14 protein-coding genes are annotated in these 14239 nt (G+C 54.2%); 6 read left to right on the top strand and 8 right to left on the bottom strand.

Annotated features, from left to right (window positions below):
• Positions 1-33: 33 nt before the first annotated feature.
• A complete protein-coding gene (locus PsW64_RS07210) occupies positions 34-507 on the top strand; it encodes a PAS domain-containing protein (RefSeq protein WP_063303203.1) in 474 nt (157 codons plus the stop codon).
• A gap of 3 nt (positions 508-510) precedes the next feature.
• Here the strand turns inward: PsW64_RS07210 and PsW64_RS07205 are convergent, their stop codons facing one another.
• On the bottom strand, positions 511-1029 hold the full coding sequence (locus tag PsW64_RS07205) for a MarR family transcriptional regulator (RefSeq protein ID WP_063303227.1): 519 nt from the start codon (positions 1027-1029) through the stop codon (positions 511-513).
• Between the two features lie 133 nt (positions 1030-1162).
• Here PsW64_RS07205 and PsW64_RS07200 point away from each other — a divergent pair, with 133 nt between their 5' ends.
• Positions 1163-1594, top strand: a complete 432-nt coding sequence (locus PsW64_RS07200) for an organic hydroperoxide resistance protein (RefSeq protein WP_063303202.1) — start codon at positions 1163-1165, stop codon at positions 1592-1594.
• Between the two features lie 160 nt (positions 1595-1754).
• On the opposite strand, the gene PsW64_RS07195 is transcribed toward PsW64_RS07200, so the two are convergent.
• The 6 genes from PsW64_RS07195 to PsW64_RS07170 all read right to left on the bottom strand — a co-directional run bounded on the left by PsW64_RS07195 (position 1755) and on the right by PsW64_RS07170 (position 6178).
• Entirely contained in the window at positions 1755-2807 is a 1053-nt protein-coding gene (locus PsW64_RS07195; RefSeq protein WP_063303201.1) for a TIM44-like domain-containing protein, read from the bottom strand.
• 173 nt (positions 2808-2980) lie between these two features.
• Complete coding sequence (locus tag PsW64_RS07190) at positions 2981-3418, bottom strand: DUF1284 domain-containing protein (protein WP_063303200.1); 438 nt, start codon at positions 3416-3418, stop codon at positions 2981-2983.
• A gap of 2 nt (positions 3419-3420) precedes the next feature.
• Positions 3421-4641, bottom strand: a complete 1221-nt coding sequence (locus PsW64_RS07185) for a CCA tRNA nucleotidyltransferase (RefSeq protein WP_063303199.1) — start codon at positions 4639-4641, stop codon at positions 3421-3423.
• The gene (locus PsW64_RS07180) at positions 4638-4910 is read right to left on the bottom strand and encodes a DUF6111 family protein (protein ID WP_208860182.1); all 273 of its coding nucleotides are present in this window, start codon (positions 4908-4910) and stop codon (positions 4638-4640) included. The genes PsW64_RS07185 and PsW64_RS07180 overlap by 4 nt, the downstream gene beginning before the upstream one ends.
• A complete protein-coding gene (locus PsW64_RS07175) occupies positions 4910-5530 on the bottom strand; it encodes a CoA pyrophosphatase (protein ID WP_082831044.1) in 621 nt (206 codons plus the stop codon). The genes PsW64_RS07180 and PsW64_RS07175 overlap by 1 nt, the downstream gene beginning before the upstream one ends.
• Before the next feature lie 27 nt (positions 5531-5557).
• The gene (locus PsW64_RS07170; protein WP_057463621.1) at positions 5558-6178 is read right to left on the bottom strand and encodes a DUF1285 domain-containing protein; all 621 of its coding nucleotides are present in this window, start codon (positions 6176-6178) and stop codon (positions 5558-5560) included.
• A 455-nt stretch (positions 6179-6633) separates the two neighbouring features.
• Here PsW64_RS07170 and PsW64_RS07165 point away from each other — a divergent pair, with 455 nt between their 5' ends.
• Genes PsW64_RS07165 through PsW64_RS07150 form a run of 4 tightly spaced genes read left to right on the top strand, consistent with a single transcriptional unit; the run spans position 6634 to position 13525 of the window.
• Positions 6634-7647, top strand: coding sequence for an AAA family ATPase (locus tag PsW64_RS07165; protein ID WP_063303197.1), 1014 nt, complete (start codon positions 6634-6636; stop codon positions 7645-7647).
• A 22-nt stretch (positions 7648-7669) separates the two neighbouring features.
• Positions 7670-8596 (top strand): DUF58 domain-containing protein, encoded by a 927-nt coding sequence (locus PsW64_RS07160; RefSeq protein WP_063303196.1) that lies wholly within the window; start codon positions 7670-7672, stop codon positions 8594-8596.
• Positions 8593-11403, top strand: a complete 2811-nt coding sequence (locus PsW64_RS07155; RefSeq protein WP_208980625.1) for a DUF4159 domain-containing protein — start codon at positions 8593-8595, stop codon at positions 11401-11403. Before PsW64_RS07160 ends, PsW64_RS07155 begins: the two co-directional genes overlap by 4 nt.
• Before the next feature lie 37 nt (positions 11404-11440).
• Positions 11441-13525, top strand: coding sequence for a hypothetical protein (locus PsW64_RS07150; protein WP_063303195.1), 2085 nt, complete (start codon positions 11441-11443; stop codon positions 13523-13525).
• A 58-nt stretch (positions 13526-13583) separates the two neighbouring features.
• Here PsW64_RS07150 and PsW64_RS07145 read toward each other — a convergent pair whose 3' ends face one another.
• Positions 13584-14159 (bottom strand): GNAT family N-acetyltransferase, encoded by a 576-nt coding sequence (locus PsW64_RS07145; RefSeq protein ID WP_063303194.1) that lies wholly within the window; start codon positions 14157-14159, stop codon positions 13584-13586.
• Between the last annotated feature and the right edge of the window lie 80 nt (positions 14160-14239).

Below are 14239 nucleotides of genomic sequence, written 5' to 3'. Positions count from 1 at the left end.
GCTAAGGTTTGAGCGAACAGCGAGTAAGCAAACATGACTGACAACAAGAGCGAACTGCCGGAAGTCACTGAACAACGCATTCTGGAAGCGTGGAGACTGTCAGGCTGGGCTGACCGCTTGCTGGAGGAAGCAGGCATCGGTGTCACCATCATCGATAAAGACGGCAAGCTGCTCTACTACAACAAATGGGCTTCAGAAAATCTGGATCGCCAGCCCCGCCACATCGGGCACAACGTAAAGGAAAACCACCGCCGCACCATCACCAACCCGCGGTTCGATGCGATGCTGCAGCTGTTCAAAGATGGCCGCAAAGACCCGGTGCGTTATGTGGCCAATCCATACGGAACCACCACCATTCTCGTCACCGTCTCCCCAATCCATATTGACGGAGAGCTCGTCGGCTTTTCTCAGTTTGTCTTGTTAAAGGAAGAAGTGCAGGACCTGTGCTGTTTATATGATCAGCATGGCCGCGATCCCTTTGAAAAAGCGATGCTGCCCGACAGCTGATCTTTAGCTGGAAACCTTCTCTTTGGCTTCCGTCAGCATCTCCTGAATTTCATTAAGCTGCTCAACCAGCTGGCCAATGGTTTCTACCGGCACATCCAGATTCGAAAAGGCGCAGTGCTGTACGTCAATCACGCCATCACTCAAATCACGCCCTTCTTTCGTCAGGCTAACAATAACCTGCCGCTCATCTTCTTTGGAGCGCGCACGAGCAAGAAAGCCCATTTCTTCAAGGCGCTTAAGCAACGGTGTCAGAGTGTTCGACTCAAGGAACAGGCGCTCCCCCAACTCGGAGACGCGCTGATGGTCTTTTTCCAAAAGAGCAAGCAAAGTGATGTACTGCGGATACGTGACCCCAAGCTTCTTCATCACCGGTTTATAAAACCGATTGAAGGCGTGGTTGGCCTTATAGATGGCAAAGCACAAATGCTGATCTAAACCAAAGCCTTGAAATTCTTCAGATTTCTTCTCGGCCATTATCGTATTCCAGTCCTGAGTAACATCTTCTTTCTCCGTTCTACCCATCAGGATAAAAGCCGTCAAACTAAATCGTACACGATTAATTCACGTTTTGATTGACAGCACCCTATATTTCTCCTTACCTATATCGTATAGGATTTAATCGCGCACGATACATAACAACAACGAGGAATACCAAATGCCAGTTAACGTTCTTTACGAAACAAGCGCAGTTGCTACCGGTGGCCGTGACGGCACTGCAAAAACAAAGGACGGTGCTCTGGAACTGACACTTGCAACCCCAAAAGAACTGGGCGGCGCAGGTGGTGAAGGCAACAATCCAGAGCAGCTCTTCGCTGCTGGATACGCCGCATGTTTCATCGGAGCTATGAAGTTTGTAGCGTCTCAGCAATCAGACATCGCTCTGCCTGCAAACGTAAACGTAGAATCAACCGTTGGAATTGGCCCACGTTCAGAAGGTGGTTTTGGTCTGGAAATTGCTCTGGCTGTTACCGTACCAGGCATGGACAAAGCCAAGGCAGAAGAGCTCGTCGCTGCGGCGCATGAGGTCTGCCCGTATTCCAACGCAACCCGCAACAACATCGATGTAAAGCTTTCTGTCGCAACCTAAAGCATGTCTTCGAAAATTGAACACAGGTGATACGCAAAAGCTAAAGCAGATCAGACGTTTCAGTTAAAACGCGAACTGCTTTAGCGGCACAAGACCCATCGAACCATTAAAGAGAAAGGGGCCCATGAGGCCCCTTTCCAATTTCTATTATCTGCTCTGTTTAATCAGCTTGTTGAATAGCTGAGAGCTTCCAGTTCTCATCGGCATCGCGAACAAACGACCAGATCTCGGTCCGCTCTTCCGGCACATCCGGATTGCCTTCAACCACTTTGTTGTTGGCCCGCTCACGCATCACATCAATGGACTCATAACGCATTGCGACAGACGCGTAGTCCTTGTCGCCTTCCCGCCACGCTTCACTCAGGTCGCCCTGAAGCAGCTTGATACCGCGCACTTCATTCACAAGACCGTTGGATGCAGCCTTGCCAAGTTCCTCAGCAAAGTAGCCCATGATCTCAGGCGTCGCGATTTCGCGGATCTTACCGTAATCCTCGGAGCCGTAAGCAGTCCAAACGGTTGTCAGCAGCGTCTCAAACGCATCAAAGTCATCTGCAGTCAGTCCGATCTCATCATCTGCTTCGGTAGAAAAGACGGGCTTTTCCTCAAACTGCGACGCCTGACCACCACCAAAACCGGTGTTCGGAATGCCAGAAGATCCTGAACGACGCGGCGCATCCTGCGCACCCGCATCATTAAAGCTGAACGACTGGTTCTGCTGTGGCTCCTGCTGGTATCCATGGGCAGCACCAGCGGCCTGTGGCTGTTGGCGTCCCCGCAAGAAGCGCATCAACAACATGATACCACCGCCGATCAGCAACACCTGCATGATCATGCCGAATAACCCGGCCATACCGCCGAACCCGGAACCGAACAACATACCCAGCAATCCACCTAGCGCCAGACCGCCCAGCATGGAGCCAAGGAAACCACCGCCAAACAGACCACGACGCTGACCAGCAGCTGCCTTGGAGGCTGCAGCCGCATTTTGCTGCTGCGCACCTGTGTTGGTGCCGTTGTTAGGTGTCATGGTCCGCTGAACCGGAGCTGTCTTTGGTGCAGTCTTGGTCGCTTTTGGAGCTGAGTAACTGCGTGAACCGCGGCTACCGAAACTGAACCCGCGCTTTGCCTCTGCAAAGTCAGCCGTCACAAAGATCAGACCGATCGAAAACACCAAGAGTGTGAGAAACTTTGGAAACTTATTCAATGCAAGCATGTAACCCCTAAACCTGCCCTTAAACTCATGTTGCCCTCCATATTGGGGCATTCTGTTAAAATTTGAAGACCAAAGTGCATTCCCGAAAAGTGGAAGCCGATTTTCGGACGAAAATACGCGCCAATGAAAAATACTGAAGCAGTTTAAGTTCCTCAAAATAAAGGCAAACGACTTCAGAGTTTCATTGAATTGCGAAGACGGACTTTTTGAAAGCCAGATGAGGAGATTTCATCACAAAACTGCACCCACTCGCAGTTTTGGCAGGCTGTCTTAAAAACACCCTCAGCATATGCCTTCCGCATTTTGGTAACCAAATGCGAACTCAGCACAAGCTCATCTCCAATATGCAGCTCAGTCCCAAGCAGACGAGAGATCAACGTCACAGCCGCTTTATCACGCTCCACCACACTGCAATTAAAGCAATGCGGCTGCTCTTCTTCACTAATCAGAACCGCACAAATCTCATCTAGCCCTTCGACCAGTAGAACAGCCTCACCCGCATTCAGGCGCTTCACCACAGCCTCATAGTTCTTGGCAAACGCAGGAGAATAGCCGTGCCCAATAAATGTAAGTACGCATAGCAAGTGATGACCACGCAGCTTGACACTCATGATCACTTCACCTCATCAGCCAGCAGCACTTTCACCTGCTCCAGCAAACTCTCGGCAGATTGCTGGTAATCCGCATCAGCCCAGATCTGCTGTGCCAGCCGCATCGCCTTGCCCATATCAGGTCCGGCAGGAATACCGCCAGCAATCATCATCTTACCAGTCAGCGGAAAGTTCGGTATCACCCAGTTCTGCGCAAAGGCCAACAGCTCTTTCAGCTCCGCCTCACCCTGCACGATGTCGCTCATCCAGGCAGTCAAAGCACCATCAACAACAGCATCCGTACCATGAGCAACCAACAACGCTTTCAACTGCTGCTTGCTCTGCCCGCGTAAACGCAAAGCTTCTGCAATATCAGCAGCAACCTCAATCTGCTTCTTCTGCGCATTAGAAAGGCGCAGGCGCTCAGCAACCTTCGGCCCCGCAACACCACCAAGCCGTAACACTGGCTGGAGAGCTGCCTCAGGCAAATCCTCAAGGTCCAAAAGGCGCGCCAAGCGAGAGCTCGCAGCCTCTCCACCCAAAATGAGCTGCAATATTCCGCCCTGCTCCATCAGAAGCAAAGAATCGAGAGCACGCGGTGCAGACAGCGTTCTCAGAACTTCCTTGGTGATACGCTCCTTGGAAAGGTGAGAAAGGCCATCTTTCAGCTCAATACAGGCAGCATAACCATCCGCGTTGATCTCCCCTTGCCCGTAGGTCGCGAAGAACCGGAAGAACCTTAGGACGCGCAGATAATCTTCGCGAATACGCGCACGCGCATCTCCAATGAACCGCAGATGCCGGTTGAGGCAGTCATCCAGACCGCCCAGCGGATCAAACAGTTCACCATGACGGTCCACGTAGAGCGCATTCATTGTGAAATCGCGACGCTGCGCGTCTTTCGTCCAGTTCCGCCCAAACTTAACCGTCGCATGGCGTCCGTGCGTTTCAATATCCTCACGCAGACAGGTCACTTCAATTGGCTGGCGATCAATAACCAGCGTCACCGTTCCATGGTCAACACCAGTTGGGATGGCTTTGACACCAGCAGCTTCCGCTCTGGCAAGCACCACATCCGGCAAGGCAGTGCAGGCGATATCAACATCATCCACCACTTCACCAAGTAGGGAATTGCGCACAGTTCCACCAACTGCACGCGCAACATCACCGTCTTGTTCCAGAACGTCAAAAGCCCGCTGAACAGCAGCACTGTCCAGCCAGCCGCTCTGTTGTAATCTGGTCATTTTTGAGGAGTCTCGTATCCACCTGGAACGAACTCACCATCCACCACCTGCGCTGGTCTGTATTGCGAGCCAAGAGGTGCGCGGCTTGTTTCTGCAAGCAGCATCAGGCTGGCGATGACAAGAGCTATTCCGCTGATGCTCAACCACAACATCGGGCCATCGCGAAATCGCTTGTCTTTCTTTGCCTTACGTACCACCATCACCCACACTGCGTAGGCGATAAAAGGAACAAAGAACAACAACCCATGTGTCAGGAGCATTCGTATCATCAGGCATAAACCCTATTGTAAAGCACGCGCAGGATGCCAGCGGTGACACCCCATATGTAACGCTGCTTAAACGGCATGGCATAATAGTAGCGCGTTTTGCCTCTGAATTCTCCGCTTTTTTTCTGGTGGTTCTCAGGGTTCATCAGAAAAGACAAAGGCACTTCAAATACTTCATCCACCTCTGCCGGATTGGGAGAGAGGATCAACGGAGGTTTGACTGTCGCAAGAACCGGCACGACCCGATACCCAGAGCCCGTGTAGTAATCGCCAAGATCACCTAAAATCTCTACTAAGTCAGAGTCCAGACCAACTTCTTCGTGCGCCTCTCGCAAGGCTGCACCCACAGGCCCGTCATCATCCTCATCAATTTTGCCACCAGGAAACGCAATCTGCCCTGCATGAGAACGCAGGTGTGCGGTACGCTGGGTTAAAAGAATGGACGCCTCTGTCCCCCGGTCAACAATACCGATCAGAACAGCAGCATCCCGTACCTGCTCCAGATCCTCACCATAATCAGGAATATCCGGATTGAGGATGTGATCTCCTGCAGGCTCATGGGCTTGACCGGCCAACCGGTCCATCACCCGAGATCTGAAATTCTCTGCTGTAAACTCAGACAAGATAATACGCCGTCCTAATGTCTCTTCCTAAAATCCAAGGTTCTGGACCGTATCCACCACAAAGAATGCACCATGGCTTTCAATGCCAACAACCCGTCCACCCTCGCCTTCACGCTCTTGCAAATGCGGCGCGAGCTCATGAACCAGTGTCCGCGCAAACAATGCTTCCAATCGGTCACGCACAAGGATGTAAGGCTTCAGCCCGCCATCTTCTTCCTGCTGTACAAAACGGATAGGATTGTCAGGCCCAGCTTCAACCACGTCACCGCAATTGGTCCGGATCGTAATCACCTGCTCTCCGTCCTGCTGGTGAATATCCATTTCCACGCCTACAAACGGCGCATCTTCAACGGTTAGGCCAATCTTCTCAACGGGCGTTACAAGATAGTACTTCCCATCTTCTTCCTGCTTCAACACAGTCGAAAACAGGTGCACCAGAGCCTCACGCTGAATAGGCGTGCCCATGTAATACCAGGATCCATCCCGCTTGATCTGCATATCCAGATCTCCGCAAAACTCCGGGTTCCAAAGATGGATAGGAGGCAGGCTTTTGGATTTTCCCGCACGCGAAATCAAAGCCTGAAGACCTTTCGGCATCTCCTTGATTTCCGGAATGCTCTTTTCTGTTAGTTCGCTCACCACGGTCATTCTACCAATACATCGGAACACACCACTATTGGGGTAATATGGTGTCACGCAAGCTCTAACGCTACCCTCCCTCAAAGCCCGCGCCAAGTTATACCTTTGCGATAAGCATCGACGCAGCAAAATAAGAGACGTCATTGGTGGTCTCTATTAAGGGCGCAATGCTCTCAATTCTCAGGGGCAAACGGAATCTCAGCCCTCAGACTCACTATCTGTTCACAGAAATGCCGTTAGGGTAGAGCAAACCAAACTATAACCCAGGGATGCTCTGACCCCGATCATATCAAAACATTTTGAAACTGGCTTTCGCGCCTTGCATTGCACTTCTGCCTGCATAGTCAGCCTATTGCTGAAAAGTACAGGCCTATAAATTTGCTAGGGATCGCCTTTTTTAAAACCGAGTATGATGCAAAGGTGAGCTAGGCAGGGTTGCAACGCGCGACGAAAAGAGAGCAGCGATGAACACCAATATGACAGGCATGCCCCCCAAACCAGAGGATATAGTCGCACGCACAGAGGCGGCTTGTGAGAAAATCCGACAGGCAAAAGAGGAAATCGCCCGTTCCATATTTGGTCAGGAAAGCGTCGTTGAACGCACATTGGTGACGATTCTCTCCGGCGGGCACGGCCTGCTTGTTGGTGTTCCCGGTCTTGCAAAAACCAAACTGGTGGAAACTCTGGGCACGGTGTTTGGTCTCGATTCCAGCCGTATCCAGTTCACACCAGACCTGATGCCCTCAGACATTTTGGGTTCTGAAGTGATGGAGGAAGCCCCGGATGGCAAACGCTCCTTCCGTTTCATTCCCGGCCCGGTCTTCGCCCAGCTACTAATGGCAGACGAGATCAACCGCGCCAGCCCGCGAACCCAATCCGCTCTCCTGCAATCCATGCAGGAATACCACGTCACAATCGCAGGCCATCACCACGACCTGCCTGCCCCCTTCCACGTACTGGCCACTCAGAACCCGCTTGAACAGGAAGGTACTTACCCTCTGCCGGAAGCCCAGCTCGACCGCTTCCTCATGCAGATTGATGTCCATTATCCGGACATGGATGCAGAGCGCCGCATTCTGCTCGAAACCACAGGTGCAACGGAAGCCAAATCCAAACAGGTGCTGCAACTTGAAGAGCTGCGTGAGATGCAACAACTCGTGCGTCACATTCCGGTCGGCGAAACCGTCATGGACGCCATCCTGAAACTGGTCAGAGCAGCCCGCCCTGGCGAGGCCGATGGCTTTGAAGACCTCACGCCCTATATCGCATGGGGTCCTGGTCCGCGCGCCAGTCAGGCACTCATGTTGACTGTTCGCGCCCGCGCTTTAGCGGACGGGCGCCTGTCTCCAAGCGTTGATGATGTCATGGCACTGGCAGAACCTGTGCTGCAACACCGCATGGCACTCACCTTTGCCGCCAGAGCCGACGGAAAAACCATTCCACAACTGCTCAAAGACATAAAAGAACGCATCGCCTAACAACAAGCCGACAGGATCGCATATGTTATCTTCGAGGACCGCTCCTCAAGACAGACAGGAAAACATCTTCGGCTTAACGGGCGAAGCGCAATCCCTTGCTGATACCCTGCCAGAGCTGCTGGTTGAGGCAAGACGCATTGCATCCAATGTCACCTCTGGCTGGCATGGTCGCCGCCGAGCAGGCCCCGGCGAAACCTTCTGGCAGTTCCGCCCTTTCCTTTCTGGGGAAGCCGCCCAGCAAGTTGACTGGCGCCGCTCCGCCCGCGACGACAATCTGTATGTACGTGAGCGCGAATGGGAAGCAGCCCAAACCATTTGGGTCTGGGCAGACCTCTCCGCTTCCATGCGCTTCCAAAGCAGACAAGCCACCGCCTCCAAACGCGACCGCGCCTTGCTGCTCATGCTGGCTCTGACTTATGCCCTGAATGAAGCTGGCGAACGCGTCGGTCTGGCTGGCCTGACAAGGCCACTGGCCAGTAGAAATTCAATGCAAACCATCGCAGAAACTCTGGTGCACGAGAACCCTGAGGCAACGCTACCCAACCCTGAAGGAATCCGCCGTTTTTCTGAGATTGTACTCTTCTCAGACCTGCTCGACCCACCGGAAAAGCTGGAAGCGTGGATGGCCAACATCGCCGGCACAGGCGCTAAAGGCCACCTCATCCAGCTTCTGGACCCGATTGAAGAGACATTCCCCTTCACAGGCCCAACCCAATTCGAAGACCCGGAAAACGGAGAGCAGCTCAAAGCAGGCCGCGCACAAACCTGGCAACAGGAATACCTGCATCGTCTGGCCGCGCATAAGGATCAGATCAGCTCTCTCGCCCGCAAGTTCGGCTGGAGCTATACCCTGCACCACACAGACCGCCCAGCGGTCGAACCCTTGATGCTGCTCCATTCCCGTCTGGCTGACGCCCCACAGCACAAAATGAGGGGAGACCTGCGATGATCGGCTCTCTTCTCCCAATTGGGTTTGCAGCACCGTGGGTTCTCACCGCACTCGCAGCTCTTCCCGTTCTATGGTGGCTGCTCCGCACCACACCACCTCAACCTGCCCACGTTAAGTTCCCACCTCTGCGCCTCCTGCTGTCTCTTCGCAACAAAGAGGAAACCCCACAACACACCCCATGGTGGCTGATCCTGCTGCGCCTTATGCTGGCTGCGGTCCTGATCATCGCTATGGCTGGCCCCGTCTGGAAACCTCTGGATATCGCAGAGCCCAAAACAGGCCCACTCTGGATCATCGTCGACAATGGATGGGATGCCTCAGCAGATTGGGACCGCCAAATCCGTATGGCGGAACTCATGGTAGACGGCGCAGCGCAGAACAACAGAACCGTCATGCTGGTGACAACAGCAGATGGCCCTGCCCAGCCCTTGCGTTTGTCCAGTGCGCAGGAGGTTGCCGACCAGCTTCGCGCACTGACACCTCAAGGCTGGCAAGCTGCCCGGTCAGAACTCATCCCTGCCCTGCAAAAGCAAGCAGAGCAAAACGCGCCCGGTGCAATCCTCTGGTTTTCATCACCGCTTGAGGAACCATCCACCACAAGCTTTGCAAGGGGATTGGCCAGCATTGCCAGAGCGTCAGACGTGCGCGAAAGCTCTTTCCTTATCTACCGCTCCGACACCCCGGTCTACGCACTCAAACAATTGCAAAACAGCGCCGGCGCCATGACAACCACAGTCCTCCGCCACCCAGCACCACTGGCAGAAACATTGACAGTCCGCGCCTTCGATCGCAAGCAACGCGCTATTGCAGAACAAACCATCGAGATGAAAGCAGGCCAAAGCGCCGCCGAAATTTCATTGGAGCTGCCGTCAGAGCTGCGCAACGACATCACCAAACTCGCAATTCTTGGTAAGTCCAGCGCTGGCAGCACGGTGCTCGTGGATGAACAATGGCGCCGCCGAAAAGTCGGCCTGTTCGCAGGCGGTTTCGCCGACCGCTCCCAGCCTCTGCTTTCACCGCTTTACTATCTGGAACGTGCACTAGCCCCTTTTGCAGACCTTCCGCCAGCAAAAAGCACAGATATCACCACAGCCATCTCCGACTACTTTGACAAAGGCATCTCAGTCCTCGTCCTCGCGGAAGTCGGCACACTGCCAAAGACCACAGAAGCTGACATTGCCAGCTGGGTCTCCAAAGGCGGCACACTGATACGCTTCGCAGGCCCGCAACTCCCGGAAAAACAAGACTCGCTCATCCCTGTTGCTCTCCGTTTGGGTGACCGTAAATTGGGTGGCTCTCTCTCCTGGAAGGAGCCACAGGCACTCAAGTCTTTTTCAGAGAATAGCCCGTTCCGTTCTATCGTTCTTCCTAAGGACGTCACCGTAAACCGTCAGGTGCTTGCAGAACCAACCGCAGACCTGCCTGACAGAACATGGGCCTCACTGGAAGACGGTACGCCTCTCGTCACAGCCAAGAAACATGGCAACGGAACCATTGTCCTGTTCCATGTCACCCCTGATACCAAGTGGTCCAACCTGCCTCTTTCCGGTGGGTTTGTGGATATGCTGCGGGCCATCACAAGCATCTCCTCAACGGCAGTCTTCAATCCGGATGATGAAGCTGACGGCACAACATCAGCCTCCGCCCTGCCTCTGCTCAAAATGCTGGATGGCTATGGCAAACTCACACCGCCTTCTGCCAGTCACAAACCTATTCTGGAGCGCGATTTTGCAACCACCCATCCAGGCCGAGATACCCCCCCAGGTCTCTACGGGACCGACGATGCAGCACGCGCACTCAACCTCATGGAAGATGAGGACAATCTGATCCCGTTAGACCTCAAACCACTGTCCATGGCAAAGATACTCGACTACCCCTCAGAAAAACCGCTGGACCTTCGTGGCTGGTTCTTCTCTATCGCAATCCTACTGGCTTTGCTGGATACGCTCGCCCTGCTCTGGCTCTCTGGTAAACTACGCCGCAGCCAGTTCACACAGGCCGCTATTCTCTTGCTCATCGCCTCCAGCCTGAGCCTGACAGGTGCTGATAAAACGCAGGCACAAGACAACGCAGAACAGTTCGCCCTCGACGCTTCATTAGACACCCGCCTCGCCTATGTAATGACAGGCGTGCCGGAGGTGGACGAAATCAGCCGAGCCGGACTGTTCGGCCTCACCAGATTACTAACCGACAGAACAGCATTGGAGCCTGAAGCTCCGGTAGGGCTGGATCTGCAAAGCCACGAGCTGGCCTTCTTCCCAATTATCTATTGGCCCATTGATGCAGGCATGCAGATGCCAAACCCTGAGGCTATGTCGCGGATCAGTGCCTACATGCGCAACGGCGGCACAATCCTGTTCGACACCAGAGATGCGTTTGGAACAGGCTCAAACTCCCCGAACAAACTGAAGCTTCAGCAACTCTTGCGCGGATTGGACATTCCTAGTCTGGAACCTGTTCCGCAAGACCACGTGCTGACCAAAACCTTCTACATTCTGGATAATTTCCCCGGCCGCTACAATCAAAGCCCCATGTGGGTACAAGCCAGCGCGACCACCTCAGATGGCAGCCGCCCAGTCCGCGCAGGGGATGGCGTGTCCCCCATCATGATCAGCGGCAACGATTTCGCTGCAGCATGGGCCATTGATACGCAAGGAAACTACCTTTACCCAACCATTCCTGCTGATGGCAACCAGCGCGAGATGGCGGCGCGGGTGGGCATCAACATCCTCATGTACACCATGACAGGCAACTACAAGGCAGATCAGGTTCACATCCCTGCGCTGCTGGAACGTATCGGCCAATAATAAGCCAGCAAACAAGACGCGGAGCACAGCTACACACATGACATGGTCTCTTTCCATCGACCCGCTTTTGCCCCTTCCGGCAATAATCGCGCTTGGAGTGATCATAGCTCTGGTCTGTGCCTACCTCCTCTTCGTCGGTATGCGCGGCGCCCTGATCCGTTCCGCCGCCTTGGCTCTGCTGGTTCTGGCCCTGCTCAATCCGGCGGTCTTACGAGAAGATCGGGAGTACCTCCCAAGTACCGTTGTTGTCGTCTCAGACAACAGCCAAAGCCAGCAACTGGAAAACCGTGCAGAGCTGACTGAGGCAGCGCGAGAGGGTATCGTCAATCAACTTAAAGCCCTTGACGGCATTGATCTGCGGCAGGTCTCTCTCAATGATACTTCCATGGAAAGCGGTGATGGCACCCGCGCCTTCACCGCAATCTCCAATGAACTGGCTGATGTCCCGCCAGAGAGAATAGCCGGAGCCATCGTGATCACCGATGGTCAGATACATGATGTACCAGCCACTGCAGAAAAGCTCGGCTTCTCAGCTCCGGTCCATGCGCTCATCACAGGCCGTGAAGGCGAATTTGATCGCCGTTTGAAAGTCGCCAAAGCCCCGCGCTTTGGTCTGGTTGGCTCAACACAGGTCGTCCAGCTGGAATTGATTGAGGAAGGCACTCCGCAGCCCTTCGGCAATCGCGCTGAAATCATAGTCCGCCGCAACGGCGATATCCTGTCCAAGCAGTTTATCTCTTCAGGCTATCCGGCAGAAATCGCAGTTGAGATCGAACATGGCGGCCAGAACATCTACGAGTTTGAGGTGGAGGCACTCAATGGCGAGCTGACACCACTGAACAACCGCGCCCTCGTCACCATTGATGGCGTTCGTGAAAATCTCCGCGTCCTGCTGGTGTCCGGCTCTCCTCATGCAGGTGAGCGCACATGGCGCAACCTGCTCAAATCAGATGCCTCAGTCGATCTCGTCCACTTCACCATTCTGAGGCCACCGGAAAAGCAGGACGGAACCCCAATCAACCAGCTGTCTCTGATAGCCTTCCCAACCCGTGAGCTGTTCTCCGTCAAGATCGACGAATTCGACCTCATCATCTTCGACCGCTACGAACGCCGCGGCGTCCTCCCCCTGCTCTACTTCGACAACATCGCCCGATACGTCAGTGACGGCGGCGCAGTCCTCATTGCAGGTGGTCCTGACTACGCAGAAGTCAACAGCATCTTCCGAACCCCGCTGGGCCGCGTGCTACCAGCCGCACCAACTGGTGAAGTCTTTGAAGAACCCTTCTTTGCCAACGTCTCAGAACTCGGCCTGCGCCATCCAGTAACTCGCGATCTGCCCGGTGCAGGTGAAAGTCCGCCCCAATGGAGCAAATGGTTCCGCCTCGTCGGTGCAAATGTGCAAGAAGGCCAACCCATCATGACTGCGCTGGGCGATAAGCCCCTACTGGTTCTTAGCCGCGTCGGCAAAGGCCGCGTTGCCGCCCTGCTGTCTGATCATGTCTGGCTCTGGGCAAGAGGCTATGAGGGTGGCGGCCCACACGTCCCGCTTCTGCGCAGGCTGGCTCATTGGCTCATGAAGGAACCTGATCTGGAAGAGGAAGCCCTGCGCTTGTCTTTACGCGGTTCCAATCTGCTGACAGAGCGACAAACCCTTGCAAATCTGGTTGATCCGGTCACGCTTACAACGCCCTCCGGCAAAACTGAGCAGCTGGAGCTGATAAAGGACACATCAGGACATTGGACCGCCTCCGTCAAAGTGGAAGAACTCGGCCTTTATTCAGCAACCGATGGTGCACATACAGCACTGATTAATGTCGGCCCGCCAAACCCGAGAGAGTTTCTGGAAGTGGTTTCAACGGCAGACAAACTCTCTGGCATCACAGAACAGACAGGCGGTACAGCTTTGCGGATCGGCGACGACGACGGCGCATCCTTGTCCCTGCCCAACGTCATCGCACAGCGTTCATCCGCTCAATATCATGGAAACGGCTGGATCGGCATCAAACGAACCGACGCCAGCATCTTGAATGGCATAGACCGCTATCCGCTTCTCATCGGCTTCCTCGGCCTTGCCTTGCTGTTAGGGCTGCTGTCCTTCACCTGGTATCGCGAAGGACGATAGAAAACATCTTAAATGGAAGAATGATCCGCAGGATGATTTAGTTCTCCTGCTCAGCCTTTCATCTCGCCATTGCCAGCGAGCCCTGCATCATGTCAACCAGCTGGCTCTCACTCTGCTTTGTGCCAACCAACGCAGGCTTCACATAGCCACCAACCACAGTGCCAGTCGGCATCTGCCCTCCTTGCAACTTCAAAACAAGCAACCGGTCTGGATCAACAGGTCCCGGCAAAGTGATCTGGCCATGCGGCACCTGCTCATAACCGTGAGGCCCATAATAAGGATGATCACCAACCAGCAGGATGGATTGAACGCCCTGCGCTTTGGCCTCAGCCGCAACTGTCGTCAGCAGAAGACGACCCAGCCCTTGCCCTTTATAAGTGGCTTTCACGGTCAACGGCCCCAGCAACATGCTCTGACTATTGCCAATCATGATGGGGGTGAGTTTCACAGACCCGGCAATCTCACCGTTGAGTTCTCCAACAAAACATAACTGAGAAGCTTGTTGAACGCCTTCACGGATCTTGAACGCTGTCCGCTCAAAACGCGCAGGGCCAAACGCCTCTGCTTGCATCTGCTCAATCTCGGAGAAATCTGCTGGGGTTTCCTGCCGCACCAGCCATTTTGAAACTATCATGTCACATACCACAAATCGAAGGAGGAAGACCGTCGATCCGTGTGGCTCGGGCAGTTAGACCGATGTTGGGAGCACACTGA

Origin of the sequence: Pseudovibrio sp. W64, from assembly GCF_001623145.1 — a bacterium.
GTDB lineage: Bacteria > Pseudomonadota > Alphaproteobacteria > Rhizobiales > Stappiaceae > Pseudovibrio.
The sequence above is the reverse complement of the archived record's forward strand: the minus strand, read 5'-3'. Positions and strand labels throughout refer to the sequence as shown.

Excerpts from the sequence above, each read along its gene's own strand:
- PsW64_RS07160 (WP_063303196.1), top strand. The coding sequence starts at position 7,670 with ATGTTATCTTCGAGGACCGCTCCTCAAGACAGACAGGAAAACATCTTC.
- PsW64_RS07155 (WP_208980625.1), top strand. The coding sequence starts at position 8,593 with ATGATCGGCTCTCTTCTCCCAATTGGGTTTGCAGCACCGTGGGTTCTC.
- PsW64_RS07210 (WP_063303203.1), top strand. The coding sequence starts at position 34 with ATGACTGACAACAAGAGCGAACTGCCGGAAGTCACTGAACAACGCATT.
- PsW64_RS07205 (WP_063303227.1), bottom strand. The coding sequence starts at position 1,029 with ATGGGTAGAACGGAGAAAGAAGATGTTACTCAGGACTGGAATACGATA.
- PsW64_RS07185 (WP_063303199.1), bottom strand. The coding sequence starts at position 4,641 with ATGACCAGATTACAACAGAGCGGCTGGCTGGACAGTGCTGCTGTTCAG.
- PsW64_RS07190 (WP_063303200.1), bottom strand. The coding sequence starts at position 3,418 with ATGAGTGTCAAGCTGCGTGGTCATCACTTGCTATGCGTACTTACATTT.
- PsW64_RS07150 (WP_063303195.1), top strand. The coding sequence starts at position 11,441 with ATGACATGGTCTCTTTCCATCGACCCGCTTTTGCCCCTTCCGGCAATA.
- PsW64_RS07170 (WP_057463621.1), bottom strand. The coding sequence starts at position 6,178 with ATGACCGTGGTGAGCGAACTAACAGAAAAGAGCATTCCGGAAATCAAG.
- PsW64_RS07180 (WP_208860182.1), bottom strand. The coding sequence starts at position 4,910 with ATGATACGAATGCTCCTGACACATGGGTTGTTGTTCTTTGTTCCTTTT.
- PsW64_RS07145 (WP_063303194.1), bottom strand. The coding sequence starts at position 14,159 with ATGATAGTTTCAAAATGGCTGGTGCGGCAGGAAACCCCAGCAGATTTC.
- PsW64_RS07195 (WP_063303201.1), bottom strand. The coding sequence starts at position 2,807 with ATGCTTGCATTGAATAAGTTTCCAAAGTTTCTCACACTCTTGGTGTTT.
- PsW64_RS07200 (WP_063303202.1), top strand. The coding sequence starts at position 1,163 with ATGCCAGTTAACGTTCTTTACGAAACAAGCGCAGTTGCTACCGGTGGC.
- PsW64_RS07165 (WP_063303197.1), top strand. The coding sequence starts at position 6,634 with ATGAACACCAATATGACAGGCATGCCCCCCAAACCAGAGGATATAGTC.